The sequence below is a fragment of the Bifidobacterium miconisargentati genome, assembly GCF_019331675.1.
In the GTDB taxonomy this organism is placed as follows: Bacteria; Actinomycetota; Actinomycetes; order Actinomycetales; family Bifidobacteriaceae; genus Bifidobacterium; species Bifidobacterium miconisargentati.
The window spans coordinates 241,012-257,666 of record NZ_JAHBBJ010000002.1; the positions used below are offsets into that span (position 1 = coordinate 241,012).

General features: G+C 64.3%; 12 protein-coding genes and 1 pseudogene. 12 read left to right on the top strand and 1 reads right to left on the bottom strand.

All coding sequences use genetic code 11. The annotated features are described in order from the left end of the window. Positions 1-252: 252 nt before the first annotated feature. Positions 253-1,218 (top strand): endonuclease domain-containing protein, encoded by a 966-nt coding sequence (locus KIH81_RS02195; protein WP_236029153.1) that lies wholly within the window; start codon positions 253-255, stop codon positions 1,216-1,218. Positions 1,219-1,396: 178 nt separating this feature from the next. Continuing rightward, a complete protein-coding gene (locus tag KIH81_RS11990; protein ID WP_236029155.1) occupies positions 1,397-2,746 on the top strand; it encodes a sensor histidine kinase in 1,350 nt (449 codons plus the stop codon). A gap of 109 nt (positions 2,747-2,855) precedes the next feature. Here KIH81_RS11990 and KIH81_RS12240 read toward each other — a convergent pair whose 3' ends face one another. After that, complete coding sequence (locus KIH81_RS12240; protein ID WP_338024722.1) at positions 2,856-3,494, bottom strand: response regulator transcription factor; 639 nt, start codon at positions 3,492-3,494, stop codon at positions 2,856-2,858. A 494-nt stretch (positions 3,495-3,988) separates the two neighbouring features. On the opposite strand from KIH81_RS12240, the gene KIH81_RS02210 reads away from it, so the two are divergent. The 10 genes and pseudogenes from KIH81_RS02210 to KIH81_RS02255 all read left to right on the top strand — a co-directional run bounded on the left by KIH81_RS02210 (position 3,989) and on the right by KIH81_RS02255 (position 16,594). After that, positions 3,989-4,540, top strand: a complete 552-nt coding sequence (locus tag KIH81_RS02210; RefSeq protein ID WP_214303865.1) for a YbaK/EbsC family protein — start codon at positions 3,989-3,991, stop codon at positions 4,538-4,540. 173 nt (positions 4,541-4,713) lie between these two features. Next, positions 4,714-5,679, top strand: coding sequence for a helix-turn-helix domain-containing protein (locus tag KIH81_RS02215; protein WP_214303866.1), 966 nt, complete (start codon positions 4,714-4,716; stop codon positions 5,677-5,679). A gap of 145 nt (positions 5,680-5,824) precedes the next feature. Next, positions 5,825-6,625: an amino acid ABC transporter ATP-binding protein gene (locus KIH81_RS02220; protein WP_236029157.1), complete on the top strand. Its 801-nt coding sequence runs from the start codon at positions 5,825-5,827 to the stop codon at positions 6,623-6,625. A gap of 113 nt (positions 6,626-6,738) precedes the next feature. Beyond that, positions 6,739-7,578 (top strand): glutamate ABC transporter substrate-binding protein, encoded by an 840-nt coding sequence (locus KIH81_RS02225; protein WP_109056838.1) that lies wholly within the window; start codon positions 6,739-6,741, stop codon positions 7,576-7,578. Then, the gene (locus tag KIH81_RS02230; RefSeq protein ID WP_109056839.1) at positions 7,578-8,255 is read left to right on the top strand and encodes an amino acid ABC transporter permease; all 678 of its coding nucleotides are present in this window, start codon (positions 7,578-7,580) and stop codon (positions 8,253-8,255) included. The genes KIH81_RS02225 and KIH81_RS02230 overlap by 1 nt, the downstream gene beginning before the upstream one ends. Before the next feature lie 4 nt (positions 8,256-8,259). Further along, positions 8,260-9,357, top strand: a pseudogene (locus KIH81_RS02235) (amino acid ABC transporter permease); the annotation flags it as partial. Positions 9,358-9,613: 256 nt separating this feature from the next. Next, positions 9,614-11,170 carry an acid phosphatase gene (locus tag KIH81_RS02240; protein WP_214303868.1) on the top strand — a complete coding sequence of 519 codons (1,557 nt, stop codon included), beginning with the start codon at positions 9,614-9,616 and terminating at the stop codon, positions 11,168-11,170. Between the two features lie 83 nt (positions 11,171-11,253). Beyond that, positions 11,254-12,282 (top strand): PPK2 family polyphosphate kinase, encoded by a 1,029-nt coding sequence (locus tag KIH81_RS02245; RefSeq protein WP_214303869.1) that lies wholly within the window; start codon positions 11,254-11,256, stop codon positions 12,280-12,282. Positions 12,283-12,316: 34 nt separating this feature from the next. Continuing rightward, positions 12,317-14,887, top strand: a complete 2,571-nt coding sequence (locus KIH81_RS02250; protein ID WP_214303870.1) for a DEAD/DEAH box helicase — start codon at positions 12,317-12,319, stop codon at positions 14,885-14,887. A gap of 270 nt (positions 14,888-15,157) precedes the next feature. Continuing rightward, a complete protein-coding gene (locus KIH81_RS02255; RefSeq protein ID WP_214303871.1) occupies positions 15,158-16,594 on the top strand; it encodes a replication-associated recombination protein A in 1,437 nt (478 codons plus the stop codon). Positions 16,595-16,655: the final 61 nt, after the last annotated feature.

Here is a 16,655-nt window from a genome sequence, read left to right on the forward strand (position 1 = left end):
ATGACATGGATGACACGCGGCGGCACGCTTCAGCGCGCGGGCTCCGCTGCAATACCGTCATCCTTCACAGACGCAACGCTAATCGATTCCTTTCGCCGGTCTTCTTGGCATATGGGAAGACCTCCAACAATGCCCGGCCACTATATCTCCGCATACTGACCGGCTGGCAGCACTGTACGTGCAACATGCCGGAGACTTTGAGTTATCCACATTGCTCGTTTTCATGCTGACGGCAACCGCAAATCGGATATCATGCCCGGCATGAATATGTACAACCAGCAAAACATGCCAGTCAACGGCGAAATTCAGAACTACGTACAGCGCGAACTTACCGCCCAAGCCACGGCGAAAGCTGCGGAATGTCAGTCATTGCTCGCCCGAAAGCGCACGGAAGGATCCACCTGCTTCTCGCTTCATACCGCTCTGGAGCTTTATGCCATCGAACGCCCCCGTCAATGCACGTTGCCGGTCAACGATTTCTACATCACCATTCGGGATGGTACGCAACGTTCCACGGTGAAAAGAGTCTCATACCGGACGTGGAACCAGCCATTCCTCACGTACGTCTTTCCCAACGGACTCGTGTGTATGCACCCCCTTGATACGTGGATTCAATATGCGCAGTACCTGAATCTTGACGAAATGGTGATACTCGGTGAGGCAATCATACGGCGCTTCAGATATTCCGTCGATCATTTCCGTAACCGGCTCAAGAACTTCACCCATGTCGTTGGGCGTGTACGCTGCGAGCAAGCGCTGCCGCTTATTCAGGTATCTGATTCGGTGCAGGAAACGCGCGCCCGACTTACATTGCTGCGTTTCGGACTTTCCGTTCCGCAGATGCATTACGGTATTACGGACACGAACGGAATTGTTCGATACGTCGTTGACATGGCATATCCCGACAACCATGTAGCCATCGAGTATGACGGCGATCATCATCGCCGGTTTCGTAATCAATATGTACGGGATCAGCGTAAACGGCGCGATCTAAGGGCTATGGGCTGGACGGTCATCGAAGTGTTCGCCGACGACTTGTGGAATGAGCCGAATCAGCGCGATTTCGCACAACATGTGGCGAACGCATTGAACGTACCCCTAACGGGTCGGCCACAGCATCAATTCCGGGCACTGACCGATTCGCGGATCGCCATTAATGCACGCAAGGGCGAGTATCAACGCCGGCAGCAGACAGCACGGATCCACAAAAGCCAATAACGGCCCATGCTGTAGGGAATAGCCCATAGTGTAGGGAATTTCACATGCTGTAGTGATGAAAAACGGCTTGTTTCCGCGGTTTTGCGAAAATGCATCCCTACATCATGGGATAATCACCACAGCATGGGCCGTTCCCTACGTCGGATGCTCCATCCGGTCACGGTGCGACAATGAAGGCATGAAGACGCACGGAAGGGAAGAGCACGATTCAGGGCGTGCAGCCGCATATGTCGTCCTGAATCGCAAGCGCCTCGCCTTGTGCTGCGTGCTGATCGCGTGCTGCGTGGTGGCGGAAACGCTGTTGCGCTGGCAAAGCGGGCATGTGCTGTCCTACTTGCTGATTCCCTGCTCGGCGCTGGTATCGCTGGCATTGCTGCCGCTCATGCCGGAATCAGGCGCGTGGCTCGCGGTCACGCTGTACTGCGTGGGGCTGGTTTCGCCGTTTCCGATGTCGTATTCGTATTCGCTGGCGATGGTGCTGGCGGTGGCCATTATCTGGCGCGACGGCCGTGCGATGGCGGCGCTTGCGGCCGTGCTCGGCGTCTCCGCCCTGCTCATCGACCAAAAGGTGCTGTTCGGTCTTGGTCCGTCCGATTCGGTGGTCGTCTCGTTCGCCTACTGCATGTTCGCCGTGGTGATCGGCGTGGTCTCCCGTTGGCAGGCGGACCGGGCCCGGCAGGCCGAGCAGAAACGCCGCCAGACCGAACGCGACGCCATCGCCCGCGCCCTGCATGATCGTATTTCCAACGATCTGGCGTACGCCATCATGCGCGTTGACCGTGATATCGAACGGTCGGAGATGGCGCATGATGATTCGATTCCCCATGCGTCCGACACCGGGCGGGAAAGCTGCCGTGCAGGCATGTCAGGTCCGTCCGCCCGAGGGCATCGAACTGATGCGGCAGCGTCCGAAGAACGATATGCGCCCATGGATCCAAACGAGCTTCGGGACCTGCGCCGCATCATCGAAACGGCGCTTGCCGATACGCATCAGGTCATCGATGCGCTGGACCGGGCTGCCGAAATCCCGGCCACAGCGGCCACCGTCGGTCGGTCCGGCATGCCGGTCAGCATGCATCATGCCGTGGATCGTGGTGTGCCTGCCCGTGCGGTTGTCATGCCGCGCCCCGACGCCACCGGCACCATCATCGACCGCATCGATTCACAGGAGGAACGTTTACGGGCGTTGGGATTCGACGGCCAGACAACGGTGCCGGACGCCTTCCCGCAGTTATCGGCCTCCCGTGCCGAACTCCTGACCGGTCTGCTCGGCGAGATATACGCGAACATCGCCAAACACGGCGACCCGGCGCACGGATACGTGGTGTCCATCGCGGCCGACGGCGACGATATCGTGGTCACGGCCGTCGATACGCCGCTGCCGAACCACGGAACAGGCAGTGACGATTCAGGATTGGGACTCGGCACCGGATTGGACCGGTACCGCAATATGGGTGTTGACATTTGCGTCAACGGCGATTCGACCAATCAATGGTCCATGACCGCGCGCTTCCCCGTGAAAGCGTGATATGTCGCCGCATGTATGGCGGTCTCTTTGCGAACGGGGCTGATGAGGCTCCGACTGCCATCTTTCGGCCGGGTTTCACCGGTACCAACGCGGACGGTTCCGTTGAGAGTCACACCTGATGCGCAAGAAACTCGCGGATCGCCTCCGACCGGGTGCTTGCGCCGAGCTTAGTCTTCGCGTGCTTCATGACCACGAAGACCGTGGAGGCCTTGATGCCGAGACTGGCCGCGATCTCCTCGGTGCTGAAATTTTCGGAGTACAGCCGCAGCACCTCCCGTTCGCGGTCCGAAAGGCCGGCGTCCGGCTGACGCATCGAGGCCAATGCCGCCCGCGCATCCGCGACGGTCATGAATCCGTCTCCGATCACGCCGCCCTGTGCGACCGTGACGATGGCCTCGGCCAGTTCGCGTGGCGTCACGCTTTTGGCGATGAGTCCCTGCGCGCCGGCGTCGATGGCCGGCCGAAGGTAGTGGTCCAGCGAGTATGAGGTGATGCACAGTATCGCGGGCCGCTCCTGCGCTTCGCGGATGCGGCGGCATACGTCCGGTCCGGGGATGTCGGTCAGGGACATGTCCAGCAGCAGCGCATCCGGCACGGTCTGCCCGCCCTCATAGAGGCAGTGGTGCAACGCCTGCGCGCCGGATTCCACGGCCCAGATCACCTTCATTCCGGCCATCGCGCGGCCCACCGTCTGCGTCAGCATGACCAGCGCGAACCGGTCGTTGTCCACAATCCCAATCGTCGTCACGACTCCATCATGCTTCGGAGGTCCGCCGGCCGCAAATCAAGCTCTGACGGCGAGATCAGCTTCCATGGTGTAGGGAAATGCGCATGGTGTAGGGAAATCCACATGATGCAGTGATGAGGAATGGCTTGTTTCCGCGGTTTTGTGAAAACGCATCCCTACATTATGAGGGATTCCCTACACCATGGGTGTTGGAATGGTGGTGGGCGGTGGGATGGCCGTGGGCACATACGGGCATGCCGTGCATGCCACACGCCTGTACGTAATAAACCGCCATAAGCAATACGTATAAGAGGGACGGTGTTGCCCGAGCGTGCCGCCGTTATATTGCTGTCAGAGGCAAGGTTCCCGTGCATCGGGAATGGCTGGGAACCGGCGGCATCATCCTGCAGTCGTCCTCGACGGCGATGCGCGCGGGGAAATCCGAGAAGGGACGCCGCCGTACGCCGCACAACGCACCACGCGAGAGCGCAGCACAAAACAAACAGGGGGATGCGATGACGTTGGAGATTCTGGACTGGCATGACGGGGATCTGCTGGCCAAGCCGGTGTTCGACAAGCTCAACGCGCTGGTGGCTGCCGGCGTGCCGGAGTCGAAGATCCTGGGCGTGACCATCAACACGGACGAGGAATCGGACACGGACCTATGGTGCCCGAAATACGGCATCCCGTTCGAGATTACCGGCAACGTGGTGGTGGTCCACACGCACAAGACCCGCAAGGCGCCGCCCGAATTCGCCGCCGCGTTCGTCACGGCGGACACCCGCGCCGACCTGAACGGCGTGGTCAAGCACACGCTGGAGGTATCCAAGGTGAGCTTCGCGCCGATCGACGCGGCGGTGGAAGCCACCGGCATGGAGTCCGGCGGCATGTCCCCGATCGGCCTGCCCGACGGCTGGCCGCTGCTCGTGGACCAGCACATCCTCTCGATTCCGAAGCTGTACCTGGGTTCCGGCATCCGCCCGTCCAAGCTCGTGGTGGACGGCTCGATCTTCGCGGACATCCCCGGCGTGCGGTTCGTCTCCGCCCTCGGCAAGCCGCGCGCCTGAGGGACGCGGCCGAAGGCGACCGACTCGTCCGGTGGTGCATGTCGCCTTCGACCGTCACCGGACCGTCTCGGGGCGATTCGTCCGTTGCGACCCTCTCATAGAGATATACGCGGAACGTATGATGGTCGGGAATGGATGACGGCGTTCCGGCGTGGGCCGGAGGAAGGGCGGCCATGCCACACGATGATCGACGACTGTCCGGTGTGCCGAACCGGTATTACGGCGTGATGCCCGACGCCGACGCCTTCCGGGGGAGACGCGACATCGGCGAGGTCGAACTCGTGGTGCCGCCTGCCGACTCCGTGATCCACTGGAACCAGCACGGATACCCCGATCCCAGCATACGTTGGCATCACCATGAAGACATCGAATTCCACCTCATCCGTGAAGGACCGGGCACCATGCTCATCGGTGATGCCATGGTGCCGTTCTCCGCAGGCCAGGTGACGATGATCGGCAGCAACGTGCCGCATATGTGGCTTTCCACGCTCGCCACCGCCCGCGAGTTCCCGCATCGTGATGTGTTCTGCCAGGTGCGCCCGCAGGTGTTCGGGCGGCTGATCGACGCCATTCCGGACGCCTCGGTGATCGCGCCCCTGATGGAGCGTTCCATGCGCGTGATCAGTCTGACCGGCGAATCGGCCGTCGAGGCCGGGCGGTGGCTGGAGGCCATGGGCCGGCATTCCGGGCTGCGTCGGTTCACCGATCTCATGGAATTGGTGCAAACGTTCGCCGCGGCGCCCGAATCGGAATGGCACACGATTCTCTTGCACGACTACGAGCCGGGAGACGAGGCCGCCGACGACACGGATGAACGCATCAATCCCGCCCTTGACTTCATCGCCCTGCACCTGACCGATGGCACGCTCACGCTGGAGGCCGCGGCCGCACATGCGGGCATGAGTCCCACGTCCTTCTCCCGGTTCTTCCGCAAGGCCAGCGGCCGCACGTTCTCCGATTTCGTGCGGCGCATGCGCGTCTCGCTGGCCTGTCGGCTGCTGGTGACGGACAACGTGCCGCTGGCGGAGATCCCCGCGCAATGCGGGTATGACAACCGCTCGAACTTCAACCGGCGCTTCCGCCAGGAAACCGGCATGGCCCCGTCCGAATACCGACGGGCCCACCGCGGGGAGGCATAAGGGCGAGGCGGGAACCCGAGCCGGCCGAGGAGCCGGCGAGACCGTCCGCAAGCGGCGGCCGGTCACGATATCCGTCTCGCATGGTGAACATTCCATGTCCGGGTAGTGTGATTCCGGTAACACAATGCCGTTATACTGACCGCTTATGTCAGAGAAACAAGAAGAAAAGCGTCCTGTGACACCGCTGGTGCCGGGCAATGAATCCGAGGGCCGACCGCTCGTCGAGCTCACCCACGTCGAGAAGCACTTCGGCGATCTGCACGTCCTCAAGGACATCAACCTCAAGGTCACCAAGGGCGAGGTGCTCGTGGTGGTGGGCCCCTCCGGCTCCGGCAAGTCCACGATGTGCCGCACCATCAACCGTCTGGAGACCATCGATTCCGGCGACATCCGCATCGACGGCAAGCCCCTGCCCCAGGAGGGCAAGGAGTTGGCCAGCCTGCGCGCCGAGGTGGGCATGGTGTTCCAGTCCTTCAACCTCTTCGCCAACAAGACCATCCTCGAGAACGTGACGCTCGCCCCCATCAAGGTGCGCCACATGGACAAGAAGGAGGCCGAGCGGCTCGCCATGGACCTGCTCGACCGCGTCGGCGTGGCCACGCAGGCGAACAAGATGCCCTCCCAGCTGTCCGGCGGTCAGCAGCAGCGTGTGGCCATCGCCCGCGCGCTCGCGATGAAGCCGAAGGTCATGCTCTTCGACGAGCCCACCTCCGCACTCGACCCGGAAATGGTCAACGAGGTGCTGGACGTCATGGTCGAGCTCGCGCATGAGGGCATGACCATGATCTGCATCACCCATGAGATGGGCTTCGCCCGCAAGGCCGCCGACCGCATCGTGTTCATGGCCGACGGCCAGATCCTTGAGGAGAACACGCCGGACGAGTTCTTCGAGCACCCGCAGACCGAGCGTGCCAAGGACTTCCTCTCGAAGATCCTCACCCACTGAACCCACTGAAACCCGTTGTCCGCCGATTCCGCCGCGCCGAAAGACGCGAGGAGACGGATCGCACGGCGGTAACGGGCGGATACAGAGGAAGCAAGGGAAGCAGAAGTACGAATATGACTTTCACCAACACCATGAAACGGACGGCAGTGCGGGTGGTCGCCGCGCTGGCCGCCGTGGCCTGCACCATGTCGCTCGCGGCATGCGGCCAGGACGAGGCGGGCAAGATCCGCATCGGCATCAAATTCGACCAGCCGGGCCTCGGTTTCAAGAAGTCCGGCACCTACGTGGGCTTCGACGTGGACGTGGCCAAGTACATCGCCAAGAAACTCGGCTACTCCGAGGACGAGATCATCTGGAAGGAGGCCCCGTCCAAGCAGCGTGAGGCCATGCTCCAGAACGGCGACGTGGACATGATCCTCGCCACCTACTCCATCACCGACGAGCGCAAGAAGGCCGTCTCCTTCGCCGGCCCGTACTTCGTGGCCGGTCAGGACCTGCTCGTGCGCAAGGACGACCAGTCCATCAACGGCCCCGAGGACCTCAACGGCAAGCGCCTGTGCTCCGTGACAGGCTCGACCTCCGCCGCCACCGTCAAGGAGAAGTTCGCCTCCGAGGTGCAGCTCATGGAACAGCCCGGCTACGCCGAATGCGCGACCGCCCTGTTCTCCGGCATCGTGGACGCCGTGACCACCGACGACATCATCCTGGCCGGCCTGGCCTCCGCCTCCCGCGGCAAGCTGCGCGTGGTGGGCAAGCCGTTCACGCAGGAATACTACGGTGTGGGCATCAAGAAGGGCGACACCAAGCTTGCCGTCAAGATCAACAACGCCATCACGGACATGATCCAGGACGGTTCCTGGAAGAAGGCCGTGGCCGACAACACCGAAGGCACCGACTACACGCCCGACGTGCGCTACAACCCGCCCACGCCGGACGAGGGGGAGGACGCCTGATGAACGGATTCATGGAACTCTTCAGCCAGTACGACGTGCTGGGCGCCTTCCTGGTCAACATCGAGCTGACCCTGTGGAGCGCGCTGTTCTCGCTGATCCTCGGCGTGATCCTCGTGGTCATGCGCATCTCGCCGATCTCCTCGCTGCGTGCGGTGGCCGGCGCCTACGTGGAGCTGTTCAAGAACCTGCCGCTGACCATCATCATGGTGTTCATGGTGCTGGGCGCCTACGCGCAGCTCAAGCTCACCTTCTCCGACACCTTCGCCACGAACTTCTTCTGGCTCGCCGTGACAGGCCTGAGCCTGTACACCGCGGCATTCGTGTGCGAGTCGCTGCGAAGCGGCATTAACACCGTGCCGCTCGGCCAGGCCGAGGCCGCACGTGCGCTGGGCCTGGGCTTCATGCAGTCCGCGACCGAGATCATCCTGCCGCAGGCCTTCCGCGGTTCGGTGGCCCCGCTCGGCAACACGCTGATCGCGTTGCTCAAGAACTCCACCGTGGCCGCCGCGGCGTCCGTCTCCACCGAGACGTCCTCGCTGATGAGCGAGATGATCGAATTCCGTCCTGACGTGATCATCCAGATCTTCCTGATCTTCGCGTTCGGCTACGTGATCCTGATCATCCCGATCGGCATGCTCACCACGTACCTGTCCAACAAGCTCGCCGTGAGGAGGTGACGTCATGGCCGATACTTCGAATTCCGTGCTCTTCGACGCGCCCGGTCCCAAGGGCCGGCGCACCATCCGCATCCTCAACTGGATCGCGGGCCTGATCTTCGCCGTGGTCCTCGTCCTCATCCTCATGCGGCTGCATAACCCGCCGGACGGCGAGAACCAGCTCAGCTGGGAGCTGTGGAAGCCCGCCGTGGAACGCGAGGCCTGGACCGACTTCTACCTGCCCGGCCTGTGGATGACCGTCAAGGCCACCGTGCTGGCCGTGGTCGGCGCCGTGGCGTTCGGCCTGGTCTTCGGCGTCGGACGACTGCTGCCGAACCCGCTGGTGCGCGGCGTGTCCGCCATCATCGTGGAGTTCTGCCGAGCCGTGCCCGTGCTGCTGCTCATGATCTTCTTCTGGCGCTGGTTCGCCTTCGCGGGTCTGCCCAGCCCCTCCTACTGGGCCGTGGTGCTCGCCCTTGTGCTGTACAACGGTTCCGTGGTGGCCGAGCTCGTGCGCTCCGGCGTGGGCAATCTGCCCAACGGCCAGCGCGAGGCCTCGCTCGCCCTGGGCCTGACCGAATCGCAGTCCCTGATGGAGATCGAGGTGCCGCAGGCCGTCTACGCCATGCTGCCGGCCGCCGTGACCCAGCTGGTCGTGGTCCTCAAGGACACCGCCCTCGGCTCGATCATCATGTACACCGACCTGCTGCAGGAATCCCGCCGACTCGGTTCGATGTACTTCAACATCCTGCAGACGCTGGTCATGGCCGCGGTGATCTACTTCATCGCCTGCTGGCTGCTCTCGCGCCTGGCCGAATGGCTGCCGGAGCGCATGCAGCAGCGCACGGCCGCGCCCGCCGAACCCGAGCCGGTCGCGCCGATCGCCGCCGGCGACGCCTCGAACGTGAACCAGATCGCCGTGGCCAAGGAGGTCGAGGAGCTGCCGCTCGGCGGCACGCCGCGCAAGTACCACGTGCATCACCGTGGCACCAACGCCTCGATCCGCAACTGGCGCAAGACCAAGTACGAGCAGGGCTATGATCCCACGCAGCCCGACTCGCAGATCGACCCGGAGACCGGCGAATTCCCCGCGTTCCGCAAGGCCGAGCAGAAGCGCAAGGCCAAGGGCGGCAAACTGAACGGCACCGAGGAGAATCACTCCGATCACACCGCCCACGTCGATCCGATGCCCAAGGTCGAACGCACGTTCAAGCACGGCAACGACATCGGCAAGGGCCACACGAACCTCGGAGGCCACTCCAAGATCTGACAGGTCTGACGACGATGCGCTAGCCGCATGCTAGGCCGGCACGAAGAGTTCACCGAGTGTTCGGTTCGTGCCGGCGCTACGCACCTTTGCGGAGGATAGGTTGGAACACATGAAGCTGTTCCGCAACCTATCCTCCGTTTGCGTATATGCGCTCGCCATGGCCCTGATGCTGCCGATGGGACTCATGGCGGCCTCGATTCCCGCCAAGGCCCAGGCCGCGGAGCCGGGCTCCGCCACCAACCTGCCGAACCCCGACTGGGTGTCGCTCCTCTCCGACTACGAGAAGGACTACTGGCAGGCCCCCAAGGACGCCACGCACGGCGGCAAGGTGCTCGATGCCAAGACGATGAAGCTGGATGAGGATCTGGCGCTCGCCATCAACCACAAGGGTGCCGAGGGGCTCGACAAGGATGGGCTTAACAGCCAGCGCAAACGCGCCCTGATCGACTCCGACCTGCTGGGGGAGGAGACCATGCCGGACGCGCTCGGCCCGGTGCTCGGCCGGTACATGAAGGAAGGTTTCAAACAGGGGCGACTCACCCTCATCTCCGACCTGTTCAAATTCAACGTGGCCTCCACGTTCCAGTCCAAACGCGCCGCCATGCACCCGAGGCCTTACCTGGACCGCTCGCAGAGCACGCTCGGCGGCACCAACGATCTTGCCGGACTGCCCGCCACGCTCGACATCAAGCAGTCACCCTCCTGGCTGGAGCACATCCCCGGCTACTCCACGCTGCAGAAGAACAGTTCCTACCCCTCCGGTCATACCACGGGCGCCTACTCGTGGGGCATCGCGCTGGCCGGCCTCCTGCCCGAACTCGCGCCGCAGATCATGGCCCGCACCTCCGAGGCGGGCAACAACCGCATCGTGCTCGGCGTGCACTATCCGCTCGACATCATGGGCGGACGCATCGGTGCCTCCGCGCAGAACGGCCAGTATTGGCACAATGAATACAGCACGTCCATCATCCCCGCCGCCCGGCAGCTGCGCGACTACCTGACCGAACGCTGCGCGGCCGACGGCCACGGCTCCACGCTCGCCGAATGCATCGCGAACCTCAAGGCCAACGGCACGGGCGGCTACACCAACGACTTCCTCGACCCGGTGGCCACCGAACCGGTCAAGGACCAGGCCTCGGCTGTGCGCGTGTATACGGCCCGCATGACATACGACTTTCCACAGGTCGTTTCGCAGGCCGGCGCGGAGTTCACGGCTCCCAAAGGCGCGGCGGACGTGCTGCGCATCGCCTACCCGCAGCTGCACGCCGATCAGCGCGATGCCATCCTCAAGGCCACCGCGCTCGACTCCGGTTACCCGCTGTGGCGTTCGAGCGACGGCTGGCAGCGCATCAACTGGGCCAAGGCCCTGTGCGCCCGCGTGACCCTGAACGAACAGGGCGACGTGGCCAAGGTCGAGACCGCGGACCAGACGGCGCTCGCCGGGCCGGAGGTGGTCAACGTGCAGTACGCCGACAGGGGAGGGCACCCGGCCTCCGACGCGCTCGCTGGCGAACACTCGGCCGCCCCGGCCGGGCCCGACCTCGCCACCCTGCATACGGCCCAACGCTCGGGGCTGATCGCGGCGGGTGCGGTCACGCTAGGGGCCGCGGTCGCCGGATTCGTCGGACTTGCCGTCACCGCCGTACGACGTCGCGGAACTCGGTGAAGCGCGTCGTGCGGTTGCGGTGAGACGGGCGGACGTGCCTGCGTTGCGGGACATCTCCCGCAACGGGACGTACAATCGATGGCATGGTCAAGGATGACAGGAAAACGCAACGTGACGGCAAATCCGGCAAGGCGGGCGGCAAGCAGGGCAAACGCATCGACCGCGCGCTGAAACTCGCCGAGGATCGCATCGGCATGATCGAGGAAAGCGAGAACGTGGCCGAACGACTCGCCAACGCGGCGAAATCGAGCGAATTGCTGAGCGACGTATGGTCGCTGCCGCCGGCGCAACGGCTCATGTTCCACCACGGCGTGAACGTGAACGATGTGGACGGCGACTCCACCCCCGGATTCGACGGCGACAAGTTCGACGGCGAACGGTTCATCGACCTGAGCTCCTCCGGAATCGCCCGGTACCAGCGGCTCATGTACGCCAACGGCGTCAAGGGGTCGCCGCGCCGGTTGCTCATCGTGCTGCAGGGCATGGACGCCTCAGGCAAGGGCGGCATCGTGCGGCATGTGTTCCGTCAGGGCGACCCGATGGGCATCCACTACCACGGCTTTGGCAAACCCACCGCCGAGGAGCTGGAACACGGGTTCCTCTGGCGCGTGGAGCGCGAGCTGCCCGATCCGGGCTGGATCGCTGTGTTCGACCGCTCCCATTACGAGGACATCGTCATGCCGCACGTGTACGGCACGTACCCCGAGGACGTGTGGCGCGGCCGCTACGAACTCGTCAACGCCTTCGAGCGTGATCTGGCGGCGTCCGGATGCGCCATCATCAAGATCTTCCTCGTGGTGAGCCGCGAGGAGCAGAAACGGCACTTCCTCGGGCGTCTCGAAGACCCCACCAAATACTGGAAGTTCGACGTTTCCGACCTGGATGCGCGCGAACGCTGGGACGACTACATGGCCGCCTGGCAGGAGGTGTTCGAGAAGACCAGCACGGCCGCCGCCCCGTGGTATCTGGTCCCGGCCGACAACCGCTGGTACTCCAGGGCCGTGGTCTCCGAACTGCTGCGCACCACCCTGAAGAACATGAACATGACATGGCCGCCCCTCGAGGCGAACGTGGACCCCGCCGAGGCCCGCCGCCGTCTCGCCGGCGCGTAGGGATGCGCGGGGCCCGCTAGTAAGCTAGGGGATTATGACTGACGAGAAGGATTATGGCTCCCTGGGGCGCTTGGCCCCCGAATGGGACGGCGACGAACGCGAACGCAACCTCACGGCCGACGACATCTACGAACGCTTCTTCGGCTGGGTGGCGGACGTCAAGGGCATCGAGCCTTGGCCGCACCAGGAGGAGGCCATCATGGACATCCTTGCCGGCGACCACGTGATCCTCAACACGCCCACCGGCTCCGGCAAGTCGCTGGTGGCGCTCGGCATGCACTTCGCCGCCCTGTGCACCGGCCGTCGCTCCTACTACACGGCCCCCATCAAGGCGCTCGTCTCCGAGAAGTTCTTCGACCTCGTGGAGGTGTTCGGCCGTGACAACGTGGGCATGATCACCGGCGACAGCCACATCAACGCGGACGCGCCCATCATCTGCTGCACCGCCGAGATCCTCGCCAACCAGGCCCTGCGCGAGGGCGTTCACGCGGACGTGGGCCTCGTGGCCATGGACGAATTCCACTACTACGGCGACCCGGAACGCGGATGGGCATGGCAGGTGCCGCTGCTGACCCTCCCGCAGACCCAGTTCCTCCTCATGAGTGCCACGCTCGGCAACGTGGACGCCATCGCGGACAAGCTCGCCGACCTCAACGACACCCCGGACGTGGACGTGATCGCCGACGCGCCCCGACCGGTGCCGCTGAGCTACGAATACACGCTCGACCCGTTGGAGAAGACCGTGGAACTCGCCTTCCGCAACGGCGAGACCCCCATCTACGTGGTCCACTTCTCGCAGGACGCCGCGCTGGAGACCGCGCAGGCGCTCGCCTCCACCGGCGTGTCGAGCAAGGAGCAGCGCACGGCCATCGCCGAGGCCATCAAGGGCGTGAAATTCACCACCGCGTTCGGCAAGATCCTGCAGCGACTGCTGCGTACGGGAGTCGGCATCCACCACGCCGGCATGCTGCCGCGCTACCGTCGACTGGTCGAACAGCTCGCCCAGCAGGGCCTCTTGCCGGTGATCTGCGGCACGGACACGCTCGGCGTGGGCATCAACGTGCCGATCCATTCGGTGGTTCTGACCGCCCTGACCAAGTTCGACGGCACCAAGATGCGGCGCCTGAGGGCCCGCGAGTTCCATCAGATCGCCGGCCGCGCCGGCCGCATGGGCTTCGACACCGAGGGCCTGGTGATCGCCGAGGCCCCCGAATACGAGATCGAGAATCAGAAGGCCATCGCCAAGGCCGGGGGAGACCCGAAGAAACTCAAGAAGGTCAAGCGCAAGAAGGCGCCCGAAGGCTTCGTGACGTGGAACGAGAACACGTTCGACAAGCTCATCGACGCCGACCCGGAAACCCTGGTGCCGCACCTCAAGATCACGCATTCGATGGTGCTCAACGAGGTGGAGCAGGGCGGCGACGCCCGACGCCGCATCGACGACCTCATCGACGACTCCGCCCAGACCCCGGACCAGAAGGAACACCTGCACCAGCGCGCCGACGAGATCTTCCAGACCCTGTTTGACACGGAGGTCATCGAGACCGAGGACCGCGCCGACGGCGGCAAGAACTACTACATGACGCTCGACATGCCGGACGACTTCGCACTCGACCAGCCGCTCAGCCCGTTCCTGCTGGCCGCGCTCGAACTGCTCGACCCCGAGTCTCCCACGTACGCGCTCGACGTGATCTCCATGGCCGAGGCCACGCTGGAGGACCCCAAGCAGGTGCTGCGCGCCCAGGAACGCGCCGCCCGCGATAAGGCGCTCGCCGACATGAAGGCGGATGGCCTCGACTACGACGAGCGCATGGACAAGCTCCAGGAGATCACCTACCCGAAGCCCCTGGAGGACATGCTCGAAGCGGCGTTCGACCAGTACCGCCACGACGTGCCGTGGGCCAACGACTACTTCCTGAGCCCCAAATCCGTGGTGCGCGACATGGTGGAGACCGCCTCCGACTTCACCGGGTACATCGCCCGGTACAACATCGCCCGCTCCGAAGGCACGCTGCTGCGCTACCTCTCGGACGCCTACCGCACGCTGGCCCGCACCGTGCCGCCCGAGAAGCGCGACGAGCAGCTGAAGGACATCATCGCCTGGCTGCGCGTGCTCGTGCGCTCCATCGACTCCTCGCTGGTGGACGAATGGGAGAACGCCGGCGCCGATTCGTCCGACGCCTCCGAGGCCGCGGCCTCGCTCGCCGCGCCCGGCCGCCGCGACGAGGTGGTCGAGGACCGTCGAGGCCTCACCGTGCTGGTCCGCAACGCCCTGTTCCGCCGCGTGCAGCTCATGGACCTGGACGACCCCGATGCGCTCGGCGCTCTCGACAAGGACTGGGGCTACGGCGTGCACGAATGGGAGGACGCGCTCGACGACTACTACGACGAGCATGAATACGTGGGCATCGACGCGGCCGCGCGCTCGCCCAAGCTGTTCATGCTGGACGACTCCCACGAGCGCGACGAGCACACGTGGAAGGTCCGCCAGATCATCGACGACTCCGACGGCGACCACGACTGGGCCATCGAGGGCGTGGTGGATTTGGACGCCACGCAGGAGAGCGGCGAGGTGGTGTTCTTCGACTACAAGGTGGGAAACTGAAGTAGTGGAATCGGCCTGCGGCCGATGCTGGTTTTCCGCAGGCTGCGCCTGCTTCTCTTCTCTCCCTCAGTCCGCCTGCGGCGTCCAGCTCCCTCGTCAGAGGGAGCCGAGGAACTACATGTGAAAAGCCTCGGCCCCCTCTGACGAGGGAGCTCCCGCGAAGCGGGTGGGGGAGAGAAGAAGAGCAGGCGAAGCCTGCGAGGAAAACAATCGGCCGCAGGCCGATGCAATGCTCGAACGGATGTTCGACTCATGCGGTATAGTAAAACCATGACTGAGAACGATCTGTTTGGGGCCACGGACGCGCCGGAGAGCATGACCCGGCCGCTCGCCGTGCGCATGCGGCCGCGCATGCTGGACGAGGTGATCGGCCAGAAACACGTCCTCGGCGAAGGCTCGCCGCTGCGCCGGCTCGCCAACCCGGCCAGCCGGGGGAGCCTGACAGCCCCGAGCTCGGTGATCCTCTTCGGTCCTCCCGGCGTGGGCAAGACCACGCTTGCCACCATCGTGGCCGGCCAGTCGGGCCGCGTGTTCGAGGAACTGTCCGCCGTGACCTCCGGTGTCAAGGACGTGCGCGACGTGCTCTCCCGCGCCCATGAGCGGCTCGTGGCCTCCGGGCAGGAGACCGTGCTGTTCATCGACGAGGTGCACCGCTTCTCCAAATCCCAACAGGACGCGCTCCTGCCTGCCGTGGAGAACCGGGACGTGACCTTCATCGGCGCGACCACCGAGAACCCGAGCTTCTCGGTCATCAAGCCGCTGCTCTCCCGTTCGGTGGTGGTCAAGCTCGAATCGCTGGAACCGGACGAGCTCACCGAGCTCGTCAATCGCGCCCTGACCAGCGAACGCGGGCTCAAGGGCGAGGTCAAGGCCACGGACGAGGCCGTGGCGGACATCGTGCGCATGGCCGGTGGGGACGCGCGCAAATCCCTGACCATCCTGGAGGCCGCTGCGGGTGCCGTCACCGGCGACGAAGCCCGCAAGAAGGGCGCACGCCGGCCCATCATCACCCCCGAAGTCGTCTCCAAGGTCATGGACACCGCCACCGTGCGCTACGACAAGGACGGCGACGACCATTACGACGTGATCTCCGCATTCATCAAATCGATGCGCGGCTCCGACCCGGACGCCGCCATCCACTACCTGGCCCGCATGCTCAAGGCCGGCGAGGATCCGCGCTTCATCGCCCGACGCATCATGATCGCCGCCGCAGAGGAAGTAGGACTGGCCGCCCCGCAGATCCTGCAGGTCACGGTGGCCGCCGCACAGGCCGTGGCCATGATCGGCATGCCCGAGGCGCGCATCATCCTGGCTGAGGCCACCATCGCCGTGGCGACGGCCCCCAAATCGAACGCCAGCTACAACGCCATCAACGCCGCGCTCGCGGACGTGGACGCCGGCAAGATCGGCGCGGTGCCGCTATATCTGCGGAACGCGCCCACCAAACTCATGAAGCAGTGGGGCAATCACGAGGGGTACCGGTACGCGCACGACTGGCCCGGCGCCGTGGCCCCGCAGGAATACATGCCGGAGATGCTGCGCGGCACCGAATACTACCATCCCAACGATCGCGGCTACGAACACGAGGTAAGCCAGCGACTGGCCCGCATCCGGCCCATCCTGCACAGCGAAAGCCAGCAGGGAACACAGGCGAGAGTTCAGTCGGGAGCTCAGTCGGGAACCGGGCCAAAGCGGGAAGGGGAGTAATATAACGAAGTGGTAAAGAACGTAAGTGAGAACGCTCACAACGTTCTGTGATTCAGGAAAA

Bases quoted from the DNA above. Each gene is read 5' to 3' on its own strand.
- KIH81_RS02195 (WP_236029153.1), top strand. From the start codon at position 253: ATGCCCGGCATGAATATGTACAACCAGCAAAACATGCCAGTCAACGGC.
- KIH81_RS11990 (WP_236029155.1), top strand. From the start codon at position 1,397: ATGAAGACGCACGGAAGGGAAGAGCACGATTCAGGGCGTGCAGCCGCA.
- KIH81_RS02210 (WP_214303865.1), top strand. From the start codon at position 3,989: ATGACGTTGGAGATTCTGGACTGGCATGACGGGGATCTGCTGGCCAAG.
- KIH81_RS02215 (WP_214303866.1), top strand. From the start codon at position 4,714: ATGCCACACGATGATCGACGACTGTCCGGTGTGCCGAACCGGTATTAC.
- KIH81_RS02220 (WP_236029157.1), top strand. From the start codon at position 5,825: ATGTCAGAGAAACAAGAAGAAAAGCGTCCTGTGACACCGCTGGTGCCG.
- KIH81_RS02225 (WP_109056838.1), top strand. From the start codon at position 6,739: ATGACTTTCACCAACACCATGAAACGGACGGCAGTGCGGGTGGTCGCC.
- KIH81_RS02230 (WP_109056839.1), top strand. From the start codon at position 7,578: ATGAACGGATTCATGGAACTCTTCAGCCAGTACGACGTGCTGGGCGCC.
- KIH81_RS02240 (WP_214303868.1), top strand. From the start codon at position 9,614: ATGAAGCTGTTCCGCAACCTATCCTCCGTTTGCGTATATGCGCTCGCC.
- KIH81_RS02245 (WP_214303869.1), top strand. From the start codon at position 11,254: ATGGTCAAGGATGACAGGAAAACGCAACGTGACGGCAAATCCGGCAAG.
- KIH81_RS02250 (WP_214303870.1), top strand. From the start codon at position 12,317: ATGACTGACGAGAAGGATTATGGCTCCCTGGGGCGCTTGGCCCCCGAA.
- KIH81_RS02255 (WP_214303871.1), top strand. From the start codon at position 15,158: ATGACTGAGAACGATCTGTTTGGGGCCACGGACGCGCCGGAGAGCATG.